The following is a 21,416-nucleotide window of genomic DNA, read 5'->3' on the forward strand; positions in this document are numbered from 1 at the left end:
CGGGAGGGCGCTATTTAAGCCTAAATAAAACACTTTTTCATTAAAAAACACTGCAAAGGCGGTGTTGAAAAGATATTCAGTGAATACGTTTATTTAATTGACCTCACAAAAAAATATCGATATTTTTGTAATTAAGCCACTTATGGCAACTAAAGCTTCAGAGCATGATGCGCTGACAAAAAAGCAGTCGCTCGGCCACCGAGCTCGAGCAATGGAGGAATGCAATGTCTCTTTACGACCCGACGCTTGAGAAGGACAACTGTGGTTTTGGCCTGATCGCCCACACCGAAGGCGAAACCAGTCACAAGCTTGTTCGTCTCGCCATTTCGGCACTGGATCGCATGCAGCACCGGGGTGGTATCGCCGCCGACGGCAAAACCGGCGACGGTTGCGGCCTGCTGATGCAGAAACCCGACAGTTTCTTTCGCGCTGTCGCGGAAGACAAGGGCTGGAACCTGGGCCGCAAATACGCGGTCGGCATGCTGTTCCTCAACCCGGATGCCACGATTGCCGAACAACACCGCCAGATCATCAATGAAGAGCTGGAGCGGGAAACCCTGAGTCTGGTGGGCTGGCGCGAGGTGCCGGTCAACACAGGTGTGCTGGGCGAGATCGCCCTGGCCTCCCTGCCCCGCATCGAGCAGGTGTTCGTCAACGCCCCCACCGGCTGGGCCGAAAAGGACATTGAGCGCCGCCTCTATATCGTGCGCCGCCGCATCGAAAAGCGCATCAATGACGAATACTTCTATGTGGTCAGCCTGTCCAACCTGGTAATGACCTACAAGGGCCTGTGCATGCCCGCGGATCTGCCCCGGTTCTATCTGGACCTGGCCGACATTCGTCTGCAATCCGCCATCTGCGTGTTCCACCAGCGCTTTTCCACCAATACCCAGCCGCGCTGGCCGCTGGCCCAGCCGTTCCGCTTTCTGGCCCATAACGGCGAGATCAACACCATAGGTGGTAACCGCCAGTGGGCCCAGGCCCGCGCCTACAAGTTTGCCTCGCCGCTGCTGCCGGATCTGAAGGAAGCCGCTCCCTTCGTCAACACCTCGGGCTCCGACTCCTCCAGTCTCGATAACATGCTGGAGCTGTTCCTGGCCGGCGGCATGGATCTGTTCCGCGCCATGCGCATGCTGATCCCGCCCGCCTGGCAGAAAAACCCGGCCATGGACGAAGATCTGCGCGCCTTTTACGACTTCAACTCCATGCACATGGAGCCCTGGGACGGCCCCGCCGGCATCGTAATGTCCGACGGTCGCTTCGCCGCCTGTGCCCTGGACCGCAACGGCCTGCGCCCGGCCCGCTATGTGCGCACCAAGGACGGCTTTATTACCCTGGCGTCGGAAATCGGTATCTGGGACTACACCCCCGATGAAGTACTGGAAAAAGGCCGGGTCGGCCCGGGTGAGCTGTTTGTGGTGGATACCGCCAGCGGCAAGATCTGGAACAGTTTTGAAATCGATGACGACCTCAAGGGCCGCCACCCCTACAAGGAGTGGATGAACCGGCACAGACGCAAGCTGGACCGCTTTGAAGATCTGCCCGACGAGCTGGCCGGCCAGAGCGAGCTGGACGAGCAGCAACTGCGCACCTACCAGAAGCTGTTTGGCTACTCCATGGAAGAACTGGACCAGGTCATTCGGGTCATGGGCGAAAACGGTCAGGAAGCGGTCGGCTCCATGGGTGACGACGCCCCCATGGCGGTGCTGTCGAGCCGGGCCCGCTCCGTCTATGACTATTTCCGCCAGATGTTTGCCCAGGTGACCAACCCGCCCATCGATCCGTTGCGGGAAAACCACGTTATGTCCCTGGCCACCCTGATCGGCCGGGAGCAGAACGTGTTCAACGAGACCCACGGCCACGCTCACCGGGTTCAGTTTGAATCACCCATTCTGCTTTATTCCGACTTCCATCAGCTGATGGGGCTGGATCAGCAATATCACAAGCATGCCGTGCTGGATCTCAACTTTGACCCGGCCGAAGGCCTGAAGGCAGCGCTGGAGCGGCTTTGCGAGCAGGCCACCACCGCCGTGCGCGACGGTGCCGTGCTGCTGGTGCTGTCCGACCGCGCCATTCGCCAGGACCGGCTGCCGATCCCGGCCGCCATGGCGGTAGGCGCGGTGCAGCGCACCCTGGTTGAAGCCAACCTGCGCTGCGACTCCAACATCATTGTGGAAACCGCCAGCACCCGGGATCCGCATCAGTTTGCGGTACTGCTGGGCTTTGGCGCCACCGCCATCTACCCCTATCTGGCCTACGAGACCCTGGCGCGCCAGGTGGCCGACGGCGTACTGAAAATGCCGCTGCGTGAGGCGTTGCTGAACTTCCGCAACAGCATCAACAAGGGCCTGTACAAGGTGATGTCCAAGATGGGCATCAGCACCATTGCTTCCTACCGCTGCTCTCAGCTGTTTGAAGCCGTGGGCCTGCACGACGAGGTGGTGGAGCTGTGCTTCAAGGGCGTGTCCAGCCGCATTCAGGGCGCCGGTTTTGAAGACTTCCAGCAGGATCTGTTCAACCTGGCCAAGCTGGCCTGGATTGCCCGCAAACCCCTTAATCAGGGCGGCCTGCTCAAGTACGTGCACGGCGGCGAGTATCACAGCTACAACCCGGATGTGGTGAGCAGCCTGCAGAAGGCAGTGCGCTCCGGCAGCTACGACGACTACAAGGCCTACGCCAGACTGGTGAACGAGCGGCCGGTGGCGGCGCTGCGGGATCTGCTGACCCTGAAGCCTGCCGGCACCGGCGTTGACCTGAGCCAGGTCGAGCCGGCTACCGAGCTGTTTCCGCGCTTTGACAGCGCCGCCATGTCCATCGGCGCTTTGGGCCCGGAAGCTCACGAGTCCCTGGCCATTGCCATGAACCGCCTCGGCGGTCAGAGCAACTCCGGTGAGGGCGGCGAGGATCCCCGTCGTTTCAACAGCCTGAAGAATTCCAAGATCAAGCAGGTGGCGTCCGGTCGCTTTGGCGTGACCCCCCACTACCTGATGAACGCCGAGGTCATTCAGATCAAGGTGGCTCAAGGGGCCAAGCCCGGCGAGGGTGGCCAGCTGCCCGGCCACAAGGTGACCGCCGAAATCGCCAAGCTGCGTTACGCGGTACCGGGCGTGACCCTGATCTCGCCGCCGCCGCATCACGATATCTACTCCATCGAGGATCTGGCCCAGCTGATCTTTGACATCAAGCAGATCAACCCGGACTGCATGGTGTCGGTCAAGCTGGTATCCGAGCCCGGCGTGGGCACCATTGCCACCGGTGTGGCCAAGGCTTATGCCGATCTGATCACCGTATCCGGCTACGACGGCGGCACCGGCGCCAGCCCGCTGACCTCGGTCAAGTACGCCGGCTCCCCCTGGGAGCTGGGCCTGGCCGAAACCCAGCAGGCGCTGGTGGCCAACGGCCTGCGTCACAAGGTACGGCTGCAGGTGGACGGCGGCCTCAAGACCGGTCTCGACATCGTCAAGGCCGCCATTCTGGGCGCCGAGAGCTTTGGCTTTGGCACCGGCCCCATGGTGGCCCTGGGCTGCAAATACCTGCGTATCTGTCACCTGAACAACTGCGCCACCGGCGTGGCCACCCAGGACGAGAAGCTGCGCAAGGATCACTTCCTCGGCCTGCCGGAAATGGTGGAGAACTATTTCAAATTCATCGCCGAGGAAACCCGCGAGCTGATGGCCCAGCTGGGTGTGACCAAGCTGACCGACCTGATTGGCCGCACCGATCTGCTCGAGGCCCTGCCCGGCCTCACCGCCAAGCAGCAGAAGCTGGACCTGTCCGGTATTCTGGCCAGACCCGAGCCCAAGCCGGGTCTGGGCGTGTTCTGCCAGACCGGCAACCCCAACTTCGACAAGGGCGTGCTCAACCTGAAAATGACCGAAGAAGCCCTGCCTGCCATTGAAAGCAAGAGCGGCGGCGACTTCTATTACAGCATTCGCAACACCGACCGCTCCGTGGGTGCCCGTCTGTCCGGTGAAATCGCCAAACGTCACGGCAACCAGGGCATGGCGGCGGATCCGGTACGCATTCACCTGGATGGCACCGCCGGCCAGAGCTTCGGAGTGTGGAACGCCGGCGGCCTGGAGATGATCCTCACCGGCGACGCCAACGACTATGTGGGCAAGGGCATGACCGGCGGCAAGCTGGTGATCAAGTCCCACGTGGGCGTGGCCTTCTCCTCCAAGGACGCCACCCTGGCGGGCAACACCTGCCTCTATGGCGCCACCGGTGGCTACCTGTATGTGGCCGGCCGCGCCGGTGAGCGTTTCGCGGTGCGCAACTCCGGCGCCATCGCCGTGGTGGAAGGCCTGGGCGACAACGGCTGTGAATACATGACCAGCGGCATTGTCACCGTGCTGGGCCGCACCGGCGTGAACTTTGCAGCGGGCATGACCGGCGGCTTCGCCTATGTGCTGGATGAAGACGATGATTTCGAGCTCAAAACCAACTTCGAACTGGTTGAGTTGCTGGGGCTGGACGAGCTGGTGATCCATCAGGAGCACCTGCGCGGCATCATCACCCAACATCTGCAGGAAACCGGCAGCGACCGGGCGCAGGAAATTCTGGCCGACTTCGACCGTTACCTGCCCATGTTCAAGCTGGTCAAACCCAAGTCCAGCGATGTGAAATCCCTGCTGGGCCACCAGAGCCGCTCCACCGCCGAGCTTCGGGTCCACGCGCAGTAAAGGAAGATTGTGATGAGCCAGAACGTATTTCAGTTTATAGACGTACAACGTGTCGATCCGCCCAAGAAGCCCATCGGCACCCGTAAAATCGAGTTCGTGGAAATCTACGAACCTTTTTCAGACAGCCAGGCCCAGATGCAGGCCGACCGCTGCCTGGACTGCGGCAACCCCTACTGCGAGTGGAAGTGCCCGGTGCACAACTACATTCCCAACTGGCTGAAGCTGGCCAATGAAGGGCGCATCTTCGAAGCGGCGGACCTGTGTCACCAGACCAACAGCCTGCCCGAGGTCTGTGGCCGGGTGTGCCCGCAGGATCGCCTGTGCGAAGGCTCCTGCACCCTGAACGACGAGTTCGGTGCCGTGACCATCGGCAACATCGAGAAGTACATCACCGACAAGGCCTTTGAGATGGGCTGGCGTCCGGACATGTCTCACGTGGTCAAGACCGACAAGAAGGTTGCCATTATCGGTGCCGGCCCTGCCGGCCTGGCCTGTGCCGACATTCTGGCCCGTAACGGCGTTACCCCGGTGGTGTTTGACCGTTACCCGGAAATCGGCGGCCTGCTGACCTTTGGCATTCCGTCGTTCAAGCTGGAAAAGTCGGTGATGAGCCGTCGCCGGGAAGTGTTCACCGAAATGGGGGTGGAATTCCGCCTCAATACCGAAGTGGGCAAGGATGTGTCTTTCCAGAGCCTGGTGGACGACTATGACGCTGTCTTCCTGGCCGTGGGTACCTACAAGTACCTGCGCGGTGGCCTCGCCAACGAGAACGCAGAAGGCGTATATGACGCCCTGCCCTTCCTGATCTCCAACGCCAACCGGGTGCTGGGTTTCGAGAAGCAGGCGTCCGACTACATCGACATGACCGGCAAGAAGGTGGTGGTGCTGGGTGGCGGTGACACCGCCATGGACTGTGTGCGTACCTCCATCCGTCAGGGTGCCGAGAACGTGATCTGTGCCTACCGCCGGGACGAGGCCAACATGCCCGGCTCCCGTCGCGAGGTACAGAACGCCCGGGAAGAAGGGGTGAACTTTATGTTCAACCTGCAGCCCACCGGCATTCGTGTGGACGGCAACGGCAAGGTCACCGGTGTGGAAGTGGTGTCCACCCAGCTGGGTGAGCCCGATGCCAACGGCCGCCGCCGCCCCGAGCCGGTGCCCGGCTCCGAGCAGGTGCTGGACGCCGATGCCGTGATCATGGCCTTTGGCTTCCAGCCCCACGAGCAGCCCTGGCTGAAGGAATTCGGCATCGAGGCCGACCAGTGGGGCCGGGTTGTGGCTCCCGAGCAGGCCGAGTTTGCCTTCCAGACCAGCAATCCGCGCGTCTTCGCCGGTGGTGACGCGGTACGCGGCTCCGATCTGGTGGTAACCGCCATCGCCGAAGGCCGCAAGGCCGCCGATGGCATCATGGACTATATTGGCGTGTAAGCCTTCTGGTTTCATGTTCAAAGGCCGCTCATCGAGCGGCCTTTTGTTTTAACTGTCGGTTGAGTCGTGCAAATACGTCGGCCATTCTTCGGCACGCCGTAAACCCATCCCTGGGGGCTCCATCGCGCCATCCTTGGCGCGAAGGGCTCGCCGAAGCAGACACCCTTTGTCCTCCTTGTCCACCACCGAGCTGTCTGAAGATATTTGCTGGCAACACTGGAGTTACCTGAAGCAACAGCAGGGATTGCTGGAGCCGACCGTCAAATGCCAGGGATGGCATTTAATGAAGCGTGTCGGCGCAGGCAACCCTGCTGGTGCTTCGCAATACGAACCCAACAGACGATTTTCAACCCTGTGCAATCGGCCTTTTTCTTTGATGGTGTTACACTTGCGACAATCATTTTTGCGGAAATCAGTGTTATGACTATCGGAATTATCGGGGCCATGGAGCAGGAAGTGGCCGAGCTGCGCGCCCAGCTGGAAAACGCCACCACCACGACCGTGGGCGGCTGTGAGTTTTATAAAGGCACCCTGGCCGGCAAGGAGGTGGTGATCACCCGCTCCGGCATCGGCAAGGTCGCCGCCAGCATCGCCACTACCCTGTTGCTGGAGCGCTTTGCCCCCAACTGCGTGATCAACACCGGCTCCGCCGGCGGCTTTGATCCGGCCCTGCACGTGGGTGATGTGGTGGTGTCCAGCGAGGTGCGCTTTCACGATGTGGACGTGACCGCCTTTGGTTACGAGATGGGCCAGATGGCCCAGCAGCCGCCGGCCTTTACCGCCGACCCCGCCCTGATTGAGCTGGCCCGGGAGTGCCTCACCGGCCAGGACGACATTCACTCCGCCGTCGGCCTTATCTGCACCGGTGACCAGTTTATGCACCGGGAAGATCAGCTGAACAAGGCGGTCACCGATTTTCCGGCCATGAAGGCCTGTGAAATGGAAGCCGGTGCCATCGCTCAGGTATGCCACCAGTTCAAGGTGCCCTTCGTGGTGGTGCGCGCCCTGTCGGACATCGCCGGCAAGGAGCAGGCCGAATCCTTTGAGGCCTTTCTGGAAGTGGCCGCCCGTCACTCCTCGGCCATGGTCAAGGCCATGATCCAGCGCCTGCCCGGCTAAACCATGCCCCTTCTGCTGGAGCATCCCCTCGGCCTGCTGACTCTGGCGCTGTTGCTCAGCCTGCTGCAACCCGCCGACCGGCTGCAGCCGTTGCTCACCGCCGGTCTGGCGCGCCTGGGGCGGCGGCTTAACAAGGCCGGCTACGGGCCGGGTTATCTGAAGGCGGCGGGGGCCGGCCTGTGGCTGGTGCTGCTGTTGCCGCTGCTGGTGGCCTGGTGGGCGCTGGCGGAGTTGTTCCCCTGGCCGGCACTGCTGGAGGTGCTGCTGCTGTGGGCCTGCCTGGATGCGGGCCGGCTGACGCGGCGGCTGCCGCAAACACTCCGGCAGATTCCCGAGCAGCTTCCTCAGGCCCGACAGACACTGGCGTCCCTGTGTCTGCGCCAGACCGATGCCCTGTCGGAGCTGGGGCTGCGCAAGGCGGTAGCGGAAGTGGCGGTGCTGCGGCTGGCCGCTGACTTTGCTCTGGCCTGCTGGTATTCGGCCGGGGGCATTTATGCGGCCCTGACCTTTGTTCTGCTGCGGCTGGTGGTGCAGGCCTGGCCGGCCAAACTGGCCGACTGGCGCGCTTTTGGCGCCCTGCCCTCGTTGCTGTACCGGGCCATGGCCTGGCTGCCATTCCACGCCCTGGCGATGACCCTGCTGATCTATCCCGGCTCCCGCCGCGCCGTTCAGGGCTGGGCCAGAGGCAGCCTGTGGGCCTTTCCCGCCGCCGGCCGGCTGCTTGCAGTGGCCGCCGGCGGTGTGGATGCCGGGCTGGGCGGTCCGCGGCGCTACACTCAGACCACGGAATATTATCCCAAGCTGGGTAGTAGCCACCCCCTGGGTTATACACAGGTACACGCCCTGCTGCTGCGGCTGACACTGGCCTTGCTGTTCTGGCTGTCCATCGCCTGGACCCTGACCCTGGTGCCGTTGTTCTATGTCTAAGTTACTGTGCTTGCTGTTACTTGTGCCTGCTTTGGCCACCGCCGAGGCCAGACGCATCGTCAGTCTGGCCCCTCATATTACCGAGATCCTGTTTGCCATTGGCGCCGGCGATCAGGTGGTCGGCGTGGACGAGGCCAGCGACTACCCCGAGGCCGTCACCAGCCTGCCCAAAATCGCCAATTACCGCTCGCTTAACCTTGAGCGCATTCTGGCTCTGGAGCCTGATTTGATCATTGCTTGGCAAAGCGCCCAGTCGCTGCAGGTGGCGCCGCTTGTGCAGCTTGGCATTCCAGTGGAGTATTCCGAGCCCAGGCGGCTGGAAGATCTCGGTGACGAGCTGACCCGCTTTGGCCGGCTCACCGGTCATGAAGAGCAGGCCCGGCAGGTGGCAGAGCACTATCAGCGCCACCTTGCTTCACTGCGGCAGCGCTATCGGAAGGCTGAGCCGGTAAGGCTGTTTTATCAGCTCAATGAAGTGCCGCTGATGTCCGCCAGTCAATATACATGGATGGGCCAGGCGGTCACCCTGTGTGGTGGCGACAGCATCACCGCCGACAGCCCGACGCCCTATCCGCAGATTGATCCGGAATTTGTGCTGGCCAAAAACCCCGAGGTGATACTGGCAAAAGATTTGCCCGCCATGCAGCGCTGGCGCGAATGGCCCGAGCTGACCGCCGTGAAACGTAACCAGTTGTTCACCATCGACGTGGATACCCTGCACCGCTTTACTCCCCGCACTCCGGGTGGCATTGCCGCCCTCTGCCAGCAGCTGGAGCTGGCCCGGTCCCATGGAGCGGGGGTGCATTGAGTTATCAGGGCCGCCTCTATACAATGGCGGCCCTTTTTCTTGAGGTAAAAACAAGTGCTGCCGCTGGTTGATTCGGTATTTTACTGGAGCGATTTGTTCGGTACCGCCGTGTTTGCCTTTTCCGGCATACTGGTAGCGGGCCGTTTGCGCATGGATGGCTTTGGAGTAATAGTGCTGGCGGCGGTCACCGCCATTGGTGGCGGTACCATTCGGGATCTGATCATCGGTGCCGAGCAGGTGTTCTGGGTGGCCAATCCCCTTTATTTGTGGGTGATCCTGGGCACAGCCCTGCTCGGGCTTTATCTGGTGCGACTGCCGCGCCGGCTGCCCTGGTATATGCTGCCCCTGGCCGATGCCTTCGGACTGGCAGTGTTCACCGTGATCGGTGCCGACAAGGCCCTGAGCCACGGTACTTCTGGCATGGTGGCAGTGGTAATGGGGGTGATCACCGGGGTGGCCGGCGGCATGATTCGGGACGTACTGGCCCGGGAAGTGCCCATGGTGCTGCAGCGGGAGATCTACGCCACCGCCTGCATTCTGGGCGGCATGCTCTATACCGGCACCCTGGCACTGGGCCTGCCCACCCTGCTGGCCACCGCCCTGGGCATGCTGGGCACCTTTGTGCTGCGGGTGGCCGCCATTCGCTGGCACCTGTCGTTGCCCGCCTTTTCGCTGACGCGGTAACAAGACTGACGTGAGGGGTAAGGCGTGAGGTGAACAAGCCTTGTAGCTGCCGCTTCAGCCGGCAGGGCCTGTGCAGCAGGCCTTAAATACACAGTCATATGCAAATTTGCGCCAGCTAAAGCGGCGCCTACGTATCAAGCAGGACGGGGCAGTTCAAACAAAAAGGGCAGCTCATTTGAGCTGCCCTTTTTGGCTTCAAGCGTCAGGCTCAGGCCACGGTGACCTTTGCAAACTTGCGCTTGCCTACCTGATATACCGCCTGACCAGGCTGCACCTGCAGCTTGCCGTCTTCCAGCTTGTCGCCGTTCACCTTGACCGCACCCTGCTTGATCATGCGCAGGGCTTCCGAAGTGGAGGCCACCAGACCGGCGTCTTTCAGCAGGTTGGCAATGCCAATGCCCTCGGCACCGGCAGTCAGGGTCACTTCCGGCAGGTCGTCGGGAATGGCGTTTTTCTGAAAACGCTGCACAAAGTCCTGATGGGCCTGCTCGGCGGCCGCTTCGCTGTGATAGCGGGTGATGATTTCCTTTGCCAGCAGGATCTTGGTGTCGCGCGGGTTGGCGCCGTTGGCCACTTCCTCTCTGAGGGCGGCCAGCTCGTCCAGACTGCGGCGCGACAGCAGCTCGAAGTAGCGCCACATCAGCTCGTCGGACAGCGACATGATCTTGCCAAACATCTCGTTCGGCGCTTCATCCACACCAATGTAGTTGCCGGCGGACTTGGACATCTTCTTGATGCCGTCCAGGCCTTCCAGCAGCGGCATGGTCAGCACCACCTGGGGTGACATGCCTTCATCCTTCTGCAGCTCGCGGCCCATCAGCAGGTTGAATTTCTGATCGGTTCCGCCCAGCTCCACATCCGCCTTCAGGGCTACCGAGTCGTAGCCCTGCAGCAGCGGGTACATGAATTCGTGAATGGCGATGGACTGGCCGGCGGCATAGCGCTTTTTAAAGTCATCCCGCTCCAGCATGCGGGCCACGGTAAGCTTTGAGGCCAGCCGGATCATGCCGGTGGCACCCAGCTCACCCAGCCAGCTGGAGTTGTAGACGATCTGGGTTTTTGCCGGGTCCAGCACCTTGAACGCCTGCTCGGCGTAGGTTTTGGCGTTCTCGGCCACCTGCTCGGCAGTCAGCGGCGGACGGGTGGTGTTCTTGCCGGACGGATCCCCCACCTGAGCGGTAAAGTCACCGATCAGCAGCAATACCTCATGACCCAGATCCTGGAACTGGCGCAGCTTGTTAAGGATCACGGTGTGGCCCAGGTGAATATCGGGGGCGGTGGGATCCATGCCCAGTTTCACCCGCAGCGGACGACCTTCCTTCAGCTTGGCAATCAGCTCTTCTTCAACCAGTATCTCTTCGGCACCGCGCTTGATTTCCGCCAGCGCCGCTTCCAGCTGGGACATGACAACTTCACTCCTGTTCGGTGGGCCTGACAAACCACTCACTCCATACCCGCGAAACAGAGAACAAGCAATGGGGCAAAAAGTGTGGCACAGGCGATATCATTAAGAAACGAGCCATATTACTGGAATGGCGCGAAAATTGGAAAGACTGTAGAATTTTTGCCAGTTTTCAGGGAAGAGCCCATGATGCCCGTTATCAGACTGTTCAGAATACTGCCCCGCGGCCACCGCATTGCCATCTCCACCCTGAGTGCGGGCATGGTGTTGCTGGCGCTGTTGCCCAGCGAACCGGCCGTAGCCAGCCGCAACATAGCTGAAGACACCGCCTTGCCCAAAATCATCGGTCAAAGGCGAACCCTTGAACTGGACGTGGAAAATATTCCTTTCAGTGATCATCGCAGACATGAACGAGAGCAGGTGATAGAAGTTAAATCCGGTGATGCCCTGTCACTGATTTTCGCCCGCCTTGATCTGCCTTCAGCCCTGCTCCACGACATCAGCCAGATGGAGCAGGCAAAGCCGTTGCAGACCCTGCATCCCGGCGATAAGCTGACCTTTCGCTTTACCAGAGATAATCACTTCAGCGGACTGCTTTACCCGCTGGATGCCGCCCGCACGCTGGAGATCACTCAACATGCCAAGGGCCTGACCGGACGCATTCTCAGCGCTCAACTGGAAAGTCGTCAACGCTTTGCTCAAGGCCAGGTCAGCTCCAGTTTCTGGAATGCCGGCACCACCGCGGGACTCAGCGCCAGCCAGATTATGAGCCTGGCCGGCATGTTTGCCTGGGATCTGGACTTTGCCCTGGATATTCGTGCCGGTGATTATTTTACCGTGTTGTTTGAAGAGCAGTACAAAGACGGCCTGCGTGTAGGGACCGGGGATATTCTGGCCGCCGAGTTCGTTAATCAGGGCAAGGTTTACCGGGCGGTGCGCCATGACGACGGCAACTACTATTCACCGGAAGGCCGGGCCATGCGCAAGAGCTTTCTGCGGGCGCCGGTGAACTTCAGCCATATCAGCTCCAACTTCAATCCGCGCCGGCTGCATCCGGTCACCGGCCAAGTACGGCCGCACCGGGGCATTGACTATGCCGCCCGCACCGGCACCCCCGTGATGGCTGCAGGCAGCGGCGTGGTGACAGAGTCGGGCTATAACCGTTTTAACGGCAACTATGTATTTATTCGCCACGACGGCAAATATCTCACCAAATACCTGCACCTGCACGAGCGTACGGTGAAAAAAGGCCAGCGGGTAAAACAGGAGCAGCAAATCGGCACCGTGGGTGCCACCGGCCGGGTGACCGGGCCGCACCTGCATTACGAGTTTCTGGTGAACGGCGTGCACCAGGATCCCAAAACCGTGAAGCTGCCCCAGGCGGCCAGACTGCCCGCCGCCGAGCTGGCCCGCTTCAAGCCCAGAGCCGGCAAGCTGCTGGCCCAGCTGACTCGGGTGAGTGAAGTGATGCTGGCAAAAAACTAGAAAAACAAAACGGCCCGCATTGGCGGGCCGTGTTTTATGCCGCAGACACAAAGTCCGGCAGGCTGGTCAGCCGCTCGCGCCAGCGGGCCGCTTCAGCCTCAGGGTTTTCATAAGGCAGTGCGTCAAAACGCCCCCAGATGGGACCGGGCCAGGCAACGTCCGTGCTAAAACGGGCGACATGATGCAGATGCAGCTGGGGCACCATGTTGCCGAGCGCCGCCACATTAAGCTTGTCGGGCGACAGGCAGTCTTCCATCAGCCGCCCAAGAGCGCAGGACTCGCCCATCAGCCGCTGCTGCTCGGCCTCGCTCAAATGATGAATTTCACGAATGCCGGCACGCCGTGGCACCAGAATAAGCCAGGGATAACGGCCGTCTTTGGCCAGCAGTACCCGGCTTAACGGCAGATCGCCCAGCACCACACAGTCGGCGGCCAGGCGCTCATGCAGTACAAACCCGCTCATGCATCCTTGCCGAAATGCAGCCGCAGGTAAGCGGCGATATCCGCCGACTCATACAGCCAGAAATAGTCGCCGTTGTCCTGCTCAATGCGCAGGCAGGGCACCATGCGCTGACCACCGCCGGCCATCAGCGCCTGCAGGTGCTCGGGATCATTGGTGTCGTACTCAGCCAGCTCCAGATCCAGCTCGGCCACGACCGCCCTGACCCGCTGGCAATAGGGGCACCATTCTTTCTGATACAGCGCCAGCCGCTCGGGGCTGTTCACCGCCGGGGCCGCCTCGGCGGCCTGGCTCGCGCCGCCGCCAAACCAGTCAAACAGGGACATAGCTACCTCAGATGCTGAAGGAAGAGCCGCAGCCGCAGGTGCTGGTGGCGTTGGGGTTGGTCACCAGAAAGCGGGAGCCTTCCAGGCCTTCTACATAGTCAACGGTGCCGCCCACCAGATACTGCAGGCTCATGGCGTCCACCACCATGATGATGCCGTTCTTCTCGATCACGGTGTCGCCGTCGTTGCTGTTTTCGTCAAAGGTAAAACCGTACTGAAAACCGGAGCAGCCGCCACCGGTAATGTATACCCGCAGCTTGAGATTGGGGTTTTCCTCTTCGGCGATCAGGGCTTTTACCTTGTTGGCTGCCGCATCGCTCATCTGGATCGGCAAGGGGACTGCTTCGCTCATCACTACCTCATAATTATCGGTGTCGGCAAAATTATCCGATACCCGACCAATCAGTTCAAGTATTGTGCGACTCAGGCCGATTCTCGGCCTGAGCGGATTTTGTTATAGTCGGGCCACACCGGCCGCCTGCGCGGCCTTTCACGCTCATGAACACCAAGGATTATGTGCATGTCCAAGTCTGACGAACTCTTTAACCAGGCCCGCCGCTTTATTCCCGGCGGCGTCAACTCACCGGTGCGCGCCTTCAGCGGCGTGGGCGGCACACCCCGTTTTATCGAGCGCGCCGACGGTGCCCGCATGTATGACGTGGATGGCAACAGCTACATCGATTACGTCGGTTCCTGGGGGCCCATGATCCTGGGTCACAATGCGCCCGTGGTAAAAGACGCGGTTATCGAGGCGGTATCCCGCGGTCTTAGCTTTGGCGCCCCCACCGGCGTGGAAGTGACCATGGCCGAGAAAGTGTCCCAGCTGGTACCCTCCATGGAGCAGGTGCGCATGGTCAACTCCGGTACCGAAGCCACCATGAGCGCCATTCGTCTGGCCCGGGGCTTTACCGGTCGTGACAAGATTCTGAAGTTTGAAGGCTGCTACCACGGTCATGCCGACTGTCTGCTGGTGAAGGCCGGCTCCGGCGCCCTGACCCTGGGCCAGCCCAATTCCCCGGGCGTGCCCGCCGACTTCGCCAAGCACACCCTGACCTGCACCTTTAACGATCTGGACTCGGTGCGCGCCGCCTTTGAGGCCGCCCCGGCGGATATCGCCTGCATCATCGTGGAGCCGGTGGCCGGCAACATGAACTGCATTCCTCCCGCCCCCGGTTTTCTGGAAGGGCTGCGCAGCATCTGTGACGAATTCGGTGCCCTGCTGATCTTCGACGAAGTGATGTGCGGTTTCCGCGCTTCTCTGGGCGGTGCGCAGCAGCGCTTTGGCGTCAAGCCCGACCTGACCACCCTGGGCAAAATCATCGGTGGCGGCATGCCGGTGGGCGCCTTTGGCGGCCGTCGTGACGTAATGGAGCACCTGGCTCCCACCGGCCCCGTGTATCAGGCCGGCACCCTGTCCGGCAACCCGGTGGCCATGGCCGCGGGCCTGGCGACCCTGAACGCCATCAGCCAGCCAGGCGTGTACGAGGCTCTGGAGCAAAAAACCCAGGAACTGGTTGACGGTCTGCAGGCCGCCGCCGACAGGCACGGCATCGCCTTTACCACCAACCGGGTAGGCGCCATGTTTGGTTTCTTCTTTACCGAGGAGAAAAACATCAGCAGCTATGAGCAGGTCACCCGCTGCGATCTGGACGCCTTCAAGCGCTTCTTCCATCTGATGCTGGATCACGGCGTCTACCTGGCCCCCAGCGCCTTTGAAGCCGGCTTTATGTCGCTGGCCCACGGTGAGCAGGAAATTGCCGACACCCTGGCCGCCGCCGACAAGGCCTTTGCTGCGCTCAAAGGCTAACTAGCGGACGGCACTTAGAAGCAACAGCAGGGATTGCCGTAACCGACCGTCACATGCCAGGGATGGCATGTGCCGAGCGCTACATGGATGTACTCGCAGCGTGTCGGTGTAGGTAACCCTGCTGATGCTTCGTTCCTCCCCCCCTACGCCGGCCGCTGTATCTCTACCAGCGGTGCTTCCAGCAGCTCCACGCTGTTGCCGTCCGGATCCATGATAAATACATAACGTTCACAGGTCTGGCCCGGCACCGGTGACGGCTTGTCGGCCAGCAGTCCGGCACCGTGCAGACTGCTCAGGGCATCATCCAGATCCTCCACCTGCAACGCAAAATGCCTTAGCCCCAGCCGGTGTCCCTGGGCCCAGGGCGGCAGCGCCGCCAGATCAGGCTCGTCTGCCGGACGAAAGCAATACAGCTCCAGGCGCGCCTGCCCCAGACGCAAATGACAGATCTGCAGTTCACCCTGCTCATCCTGCCAGCGGTAATCCGGCTCAAACCCAAGCCCCCGGTAAAACCCCTCGGCACTGTCCAGATTACGCACATTCAGGGTTACATGATGAAAAGCAAACATGGCGGTCACCTCCGTCTCTCTATTCAGCATATACGGAGACGGCGGCTTTCACCTGCTTGAAGAAAGGCGGCCCAAAAACAAGGGGGAGCGAAATGCTCCCCCTTGCGGCCTCAACGGGCGAAGTTAAAGATATCCCGCAGCCAGTCGCTGACCTGCTCACCACTTGGCAGCTCGGGCATCGACGGCTGACAGCCACGCATGGGTGGCAGGCCTCCGGTTCGTGCCGGCAACAGCCGGGTCTGCTCACAGCGAGGATCGGCAGGCTGCCCGTCAGTGATGGCAAAGTTCACCCTGTCGATGCCCGCCGGCGGGTTCAGCTCCAGAGAGTCCACTCCCCGGCCATCCAGATACCGGCTGTAAACCCGCAACGCACCACTGGCGCCGGTCAGTCCGGTGACACCGTTATCGTCCCGCCCTACCCAGGTGGTGACCAGCTCCTCGTTATCCATGCCGGCAAACCAGGCATCACGCAGATCGTTGGTTGTGCCGGTCTTGCCCGCCATCACCCGGTTGGGAAAGCGCGCCGCCAGATGGGCGGCGGTGCCGCCGGCAACGGTACGGGTCATGGCATACAGCCCCAGATAACCGGCTTCCGGCTCAAGCACCTGCCGAGCCTGAGCGGTATGCTGATAAATCAGCTCACCCTGCTCATCCTGAATGGCACGAATGGCGGTCAGCGGCTGATACAATCCCTGATTGGCCAGGGTCAGATACAGCTGGTTCACTTCAAGGGGCGTCAGTTCCAGGGTGCCCAGCAGCATGGATGGGTAAGGCGGCACCGGCTGCTCCACCCCCAGCCGCTTGAGGCCATCAACAATCTTGTCCAGACCCACGGCCATGCCCAGGTTGACCGTGGGCACGTTCAGGGATTTCGCCAGGGCATCCACCAGCAGCGCACTGCCGCGATACTGACGATCATAGTTCTTGGGCTGCCATACCTGGCCGCCTTCGCTGCGCAGGGTGATCGGCTCATCCTTCAGTGGCGTAGCCAGGGTATAACCGCTTTCCAGCCCGAGTGCGTAGACCGGCGGCTTGATCAGCGAGCCGATGGGCCGTCGGGCCGACAGCGCACGGTTAAAGCCGGCAAAGGCCGGATCGGCCCCGCCCACCACGGCGCTGACCTCGCCCTTGCGCCAGTTGGATACCACCATGGCGGCTTCCAGATCCTCACGCCGGGTATTGGCGCGCAACTGCCTGAGCTGCTCGGCCACCGCCTGCTCGGCGGTGTGCTGGGCAATGGGATCCAGACTGGTAAAGATACGCAGTCCGTTCTGACTCAGAAAACCGGCGCCGAAGCGGGTTTTCAGCTCGTCCTTGAGCAGTCCCATAAAGGCCGGGGTGCGGCCATAGCCCATGCGTCCCCGTTCGATCAGCCCCAGATCCCGGCTGCTGGCCCGCTCATAGGTCTGGCGATCAATGTGGCCCTCGTTGGCCAGCAGCCGCAGCACCAGATCCCGCCGCTCCCGGGCTCGCTCGCTGTTGCGCCAGGGATCATAGAAGGAGGGCCCCTTGACCAGGGCCACCAGCAGCGCCATCTGATCCGGATTCAGCTCATTGATGGGCAGGCCGAAATAGAAATAACTGGCCAGGCCAAAGCCGTATACGCCCTTGGCGCCGTTCTGGCCCAGATAGACCTCGTTGAGATAGGCTTCGAGGATCTCGTCCTTGTCGTAGCGAAAGTCGATGATCAGGGCCATGTAGGCTTCCTGGATTTTGCGCCACAGACTGCGGTCCTGAGTCAGAAAGAAGTTCTTGGCCAGCTGCTGGGTCAGGGTGCTCCCCCCTTGCACCGTACGTCCGGCCTTGATGTTGACCACCAGGGCGCGCAGTATCGCCAGCGGCGATACGCCGTCGTGCTGGTAGAAGTCTCTGTCTTCCACCGTGATCAGCGCCTGCACCAGCAGCTCGGGAACCTGATCCAGCCGCACCAGCAGCCGGTCTTCCCGTTCATCCACGTTGAGCCGGTCGAGCAGCACCGGATCCATGCGCGCATAGCCCAGCTCCCGGCCGTTGTCCGGGTTCTGCATGCGGCTCAGGCGCTGGCCGTCAAAGCTCAGCAACAGGGTGCGGGACTGCTCGGCGCCATCGGCAAAGTTGAACGGCCGGCGGTGGATCTCGATGCGGTTGTTGCTGACCGCATACTCGCCGGGCCGGGACGGGCTGGCCACCTTGCGGTAGTTGAGCAGCTGCAGCTCGCGCAGCATCTGGGCGTGAGACAGCTTCTGCCCCGGAAACAGTTCCAGTGGCCGGCTGTAAACCAGCGCCGGCAGCGCCCATTTCTGCCCTTCAAAGCGGGTGCGCACCTGGCTGTCCAGATAGATGCCGAAAATGCCCATCAGCACGGCACCCACCAGGGCCAGTTTAAGCATCAGTCCCCAGCCAAACCGGCGCTGCTTTTTCACCGGTTTTTTACGGGTCTTGCGGGTTGTCTTTTTTGCCATAATCAGTGCTTCATGTATTTTTTGGTGTGCCGGGTCGGCGCCGTATTGGCGGGATCATCGGGCCACGGGTGTTTGGGGTAGCGTCCGCGCATTTCCTTTTTCACTTCCTGATAGGCTCCTGCCCAGAAAGCAGCCAGATCCCGGGTCAGCTGCAGCGGCCGGCGCGCCGGCGACAACAGCTCGAGCACCAGGGGAACCCGGCCCTCGGCCAGCAGCGGTGAGCCGGGCTGACCAAACATTTCCTGCAGCTTTACCGGCAGTACCGGATCCTCTGCTTCACGGTAGCGAATGGCGGCCTGAGTGCCAGTGGCCAGTTCAAGGTGTCCGGGTAGCAGAGTATCCAGCAATTGCCGTTGTGACCAGTCCAGCCGGCTCAGTAAAATGCCATGCCAGTCGAGCCTGGTCAGATCGTCCCAGCGCCCGAGCCCGTGCAGATGGGGCAGCAGCCAGTGCTCCGCTTCGGCCAGCCAGGTGGCTTCATCACATTCCGCAAAGCCTTTGTCGGCCAGTTTTTGTCCGGCCAGTGTCATTCGTAACCAGGTTTGCCGGGCCTTTTCATTCAGGGGCAAGGCGGCCCAGCCCCGTTTTTGCAGCTCCTGCAACAGGCACAGGGCCTTTTGCTCGGGGCTGACCGAATCCAGTGGCGTACGCCTGAGCACCAGCTTGCCAAAACACCAGTGGCGCTCGGCCCGAACCCGGTTGGCATCGCCGTCCCACTCCAGTTGTTCCCGCTCACTGAAGCGTTTCGGCACAAAGCGCTGCAACTGCGCCAGCGTCACTGGCTCGGCGGCCTGCACAAACACACCCCGATCGCCCCGCCCGAGAGCCGCCACCGCCAGCCAGTCCTTGCCGGTGAGCGGGCTGCCCTCGGGCAGATCGGCGCTGAGGCCACCGGCCAGGCCATAGCGTCTCCCCTTGCGCAGCTGACCTACCCACTCGGGCCTGGCGTTGGCCAGCAGGGGGCCCACATAGGTGCCCACCGGATCGGCCATGGGCTGGCCGGCCCGCTCAAACCAGCGCCGGGCGGCGGTTTTCAGCCGCCCTCTCGCCGCCAGCAGCTGGCCCGACAGCGGCCCGTCGCCGGGACGGCTTTCTTCCAGCAGCGCCAGCAGCCAGGCCGCGTCGGCCAGGGCGCCATCGTGGCCCTGTTGCTGCCATTCAAGAGCGGTCAGCAGCAGCTGTCCCAGCCAGGGCTCGGTGCCCAGCTGCCAGACCCGGCGGCCCAGAGGAGTGAGCTGATTACCAGCCAGCAGCCCCAGCGCCGCCAGTCGGGCCCGGGCCGCCGCCAGCAAGGGGGCCGGCGGCGGCGTCAGCAGCGGCAACTGCTCGGGCTCGGCGCCCCATGCGGCGCACTCCAGTACAAAACCGGCCAGATCACTCAGTTCAATTTCCGCCGGCCGGCGCGGTGCCAGCCGCTCCTGCTGCTCTCTGCTCCACAAGCGAATGCAGATGCCCGGCTGCAGTCGCCCGGCCCGGCCGGCCCGCTGGGTGGCCGAGGCCTGACCAATCAGCCGGCTTTGCAGCTGGGTCAGGCCGGCCTCGGGGTCAAAGCGGGCCTGACGTTCCAGCCCCGAGTCCACCACCATGCGAATGCCTTCAATGGTGAGCGAGGTTTCCGCCACATTGGTGGCCAGCACCACCTTGCGCCGGCCTTCGGCCGCCGGGGCGATGGCCGCCTGTTGCTCGGCAAGGGAAAGACGGCCATAAAGCGGCCTGAGTTCCACTTCGCCGGGCAACCGCTCCCTCAGCCACTCTTCGGACCGGCGTATTTCCCGCTCGCCGGGCAAAAACGCCAGCAGGCTGCCCGGCTCACGGTCAAGGGCATCGAGCACCGCCCGGCCCAGATTTTCCTCCAGAGGGCTGTGCTGGTTGCGGGGGCGATATTCCAGTTCAACGGGAAAGCTGCGGCCCTGACTCACCACCAGCTCGGCACCGGGCAGCAGGGCGTCCAGCGCCAGGCCCTCCAAGGTGGCCGACATCACCATGATTTTGAGATCATCGCGCAGCGCCTGGCATTCCAGGGCAAAGGCCAGGGCCAGATCCGCCTGCAGACTGCGCTCGTGGAACTCGTCAAAAATGAGTAACGACACGCCGTTCAGCTCGGGATCCGCCTGCAACATACGGGTCAGCACCCCTTCGGTGACCACCTCCAGCCGGGTCTGTTTGCCGCTGCGGCTTTCGCCACGCGTACGGTAGCCCACCGTCTGGCCGGGCTGCTCACCCAGCTGGCTGGCCAGATACTGGGCGATGCTGCGGGCCGCCAGCCGGCGTGGTTCCAGCATAATAATGCGGCCGTCAATGGCCGGCTGTTGCAGCAGCCACAGCGGCAGCCAGGTGGACTTGCCGGCGCCGGGAGGCGCCTCGATGATGATCTGACTGGCCGCCAGCGCCTGTTGCAGGCGGGGCAGGGCCTCTGTGATGGGTAGCTGATTCACACTGTTACTCGGCTGGCTTTAAACCGCTATATTGTGCCAAAAGCCCATGCAAAGGACTATGAGACTAATGCGGCTGCCATGGCACAGGCCAGGAACGCTGCAGCAACAGGGTTACCTTACATTCACACGCTACAAGCACATCCATGTGGCGCTCGGCAAATGCCGTCCCTGGCATTTGACGGTGAATGCGGTAATCCCTGCTACTGCCGCTTTGGCAAAAGCCGGGCAAGGAGGATATAAATGGCAAGCGATGACAACCGGCTGTTTCTGGCGTTTCCCGCCGAGGAGCTGGCCTTACCACTGAAAACACTGCAGCAGCGGCTGGATTTGTCCGGCCGGCGCATTCCGCCGGAGCAGCTGCACCTGACCCTGCACTTTCTTGGCCAGTGCAGCCCGGAACAGCAGGCCTCCTTGCTCGAACAACTGAACCGCCTGCCCCTGCCCGGCTTTGAACTGACGCTGGACCGGCTGGGCTGCTTTTCCCGGGCCGGGGTAGTATGGCTGGGACCGAGCACACCGCCAGCTGCGCTGATGACGCTGGCCGACACCGTGGAGCTGAAATGCCGAGCCCTTGGTGTGGGCAAGCCCCACAGGGCCTACCGCCCCCACATCACCCTGTTTCGCCATTGCAAAACCGATGTTCTGCCCGCCATCGCCCCCCTTCCTTACCGACCTCAGTCCCTGTGCCTATACCGCTCCACCCTCACCGACCAGGGTCCGGAGTACCACTGCCTCAAGCGCTGGGAGCTGAAGAGGGAATAGGGACTGGGGATTAGGGAATGGATAACTACACAAACAGCGCCGGGTTGACTTGCGGTGATAACCGGGATTGCCGTATTCGAC

Annotated in this window: 16 protein-coding genes; 9 read left to right on the forward strand and 7 right to left on the reverse strand. The window is 62.0% G+C overall.

The window, feature by feature from the left end:
* Positions 1–224 precede the first annotated feature (224 nt).
* The 6 genes from gltB to DA373_RS09145 all read left to right on the forward strand — a co-directional run bounded on the left by gltB (position 225) and on the right by DA373_RS09145 (position 9,648).
* Complete coding sequence (gltB, locus tag DA373_RS09120; protein WP_107852007.1) at positions 225–4,682, forward strand: glutamate synthase large subunit; 4,458 nt, start codon at positions 225–227, stop codon at positions 4,680–4,682.
* 12 nt (positions 4,683–4,694) lie between these two features.
* Positions 4,695–6,110, forward strand: coding sequence for an FAD-dependent oxidoreductase (locus DA373_RS09125; protein ID WP_107852008.1), 1,416 nt, complete (start codon positions 4,695–4,697; stop codon positions 6,108–6,110).
* 420 nt (positions 6,111–6,530) lie between these two features.
* Positions 6,531–7,229, forward strand: a complete 699-nt coding sequence (mtnN, locus tag DA373_RS09130) for a 5'-methylthioadenosine/S-adenosylhomocysteine nucleosidase (protein ID WP_107852009.1) — start codon at positions 6,531–6,533, stop codon at positions 7,227–7,229.
* A gap of 3 nt (positions 7,230–7,232) precedes the next feature.
* Positions 7,233–8,156: a cobalamin biosynthesis protein gene (locus DA373_RS09135; RefSeq protein ID WP_107852010.1), complete on the forward strand. Its 924-nt coding sequence runs from the start codon at positions 7,233–7,235 to the stop codon at positions 8,154–8,156.
* A complete protein-coding gene (locus DA373_RS09140) occupies positions 8,149–8,964 on the forward strand; it encodes a cobalamin-binding protein (RefSeq protein WP_107852011.1) in 816 nt (271 codons plus the stop codon). Before DA373_RS09135 ends, DA373_RS09140 begins: the two co-directional genes overlap by 8 nt.
* A gap of 54 nt (positions 8,965–9,018) precedes the next feature.
* On the forward strand, positions 9,019–9,648 hold the full coding sequence (locus DA373_RS09145) for a trimeric intracellular cation channel family protein (RefSeq protein WP_107852012.1): 630 nt from the start codon (positions 9,019–9,021) through the stop codon (positions 9,646–9,648).
* Between the two features lie 208 nt (positions 9,649–9,856).
* Here the strand turns inward: DA373_RS09145 and tyrS are convergent, their stop codons facing one another.
* Positions 9,857–11,053 (reverse strand): tyrosine--tRNA ligase, encoded by a 1,197-nt coding sequence (gene tyrS, locus DA373_RS09150; protein WP_107852013.1) that lies wholly within the window; start codon positions 11,051–11,053, stop codon positions 9,857–9,859.
* 186 nt (positions 11,054–11,239) lie between these two features.
* Between tyrS and DA373_RS09155 the strand changes: the two genes are divergently transcribed.
* Complete coding sequence (locus DA373_RS09155) at positions 11,240–12,535, forward strand: peptidoglycan DD-metalloendopeptidase family protein (protein WP_107852080.1); 1,296 nt, start codon at positions 11,240–11,242, stop codon at positions 12,533–12,535.
* A gap of 34 nt (positions 12,536–12,569) precedes the next feature.
* Here DA373_RS09155 and DA373_RS09160 read toward each other — a convergent pair whose 3' ends face one another.
* The 3 genes from DA373_RS09160 to erpA are packed head-to-tail and all read right to left on the reverse strand — an operon-like array spanning position 12,570 to position 13,673.
* Complete coding sequence (locus DA373_RS09160) at positions 12,570–12,998, reverse strand: HIT domain-containing protein (protein WP_107852014.1); 429 nt, start codon at positions 12,996–12,998, stop codon at positions 12,570–12,572.
* Positions 12,995–13,321, reverse strand: coding sequence for a glutaredoxin family protein (locus tag DA373_RS09165; protein ID WP_107852015.1), 327 nt, complete (start codon positions 13,319–13,321; stop codon positions 12,995–12,997). The genes DA373_RS09160 and DA373_RS09165 overlap by 4 nt, the downstream gene beginning before the upstream one ends.
* A 7-nt stretch (positions 13,322–13,328) precedes the next feature.
* Entirely contained in the window at positions 13,329–13,673 is a 345-nt protein-coding gene (erpA, locus tag DA373_RS09170) for an iron-sulfur cluster insertion protein ErpA (RefSeq protein WP_107852016.1), read from the reverse strand.
* Positions 13,674–13,841: 168 nt separating this feature from the next.
* On the opposite strand from erpA, the gene hemL reads away from it, so the two are divergent.
* The gene (hemL, locus tag DA373_RS09175) at positions 13,842–15,128 is read left to right on the forward strand and encodes a glutamate-1-semialdehyde 2,1-aminomutase (protein WP_107852017.1); all 1,287 of its coding nucleotides are present in this window, start codon (positions 13,842–13,844) and stop codon (positions 15,126–15,128) included.
* Between the two features lie 143 nt (positions 15,129–15,271).
* Here the strand turns inward: hemL and DA373_RS09180 are convergent, their stop codons facing one another.
* The 3 genes from DA373_RS09180 to hrpB form a co-directional block, all read right to left on the reverse strand.
* The gene (locus DA373_RS09180) at positions 15,272–15,697 is read right to left on the reverse strand and encodes a VOC family protein (RefSeq protein ID WP_107852018.1); all 426 of its coding nucleotides are present in this window, start codon (positions 15,695–15,697) and stop codon (positions 15,272–15,274) included.
* A 110-nt stretch (positions 15,698–15,807) separates the two neighbouring features.
* Positions 15,808–18,138 (reverse strand): penicillin-binding protein 1B, encoded by a 2,331-nt coding sequence (gene mrcB, locus DA373_RS09185; protein WP_107852019.1) that lies wholly within the window; start codon positions 18,136–18,138, stop codon positions 15,808–15,810.
* A 2-nt stretch (positions 18,139–18,140) separates the two neighbouring features.
* Positions 18,141–20,573: an ATP-dependent helicase HrpB gene (gene hrpB, locus DA373_RS09190; RefSeq protein WP_107852020.1), complete on the reverse strand. Its 2,433-nt coding sequence runs from the start codon at positions 20,571–20,573 to the stop codon at positions 18,141–18,143.
* 240 nt (positions 20,574–20,813) lie between these two features.
* On the opposite strand from hrpB, the gene thpR reads away from it, so the two are divergent.
* Complete coding sequence (gene thpR, locus DA373_RS09195; RefSeq protein WP_107852021.1) at positions 20,814–21,335, forward strand: RNA 2',3'-cyclic phosphodiesterase; 522 nt, start codon at positions 20,814–20,816, stop codon at positions 21,333–21,335.
* The last annotated feature ends 81 nt before the right edge of the window (positions 21,336–21,416 follow it).

Source organism: Oceanimonas marisflavi (assembly GCF_003049725.1).
Classification (GTDB): domain Bacteria; phylum Pseudomonadota; class Gammaproteobacteria; order Enterobacterales; family Aeromonadaceae; genus Oceanimonas; species Oceanimonas marisflavi.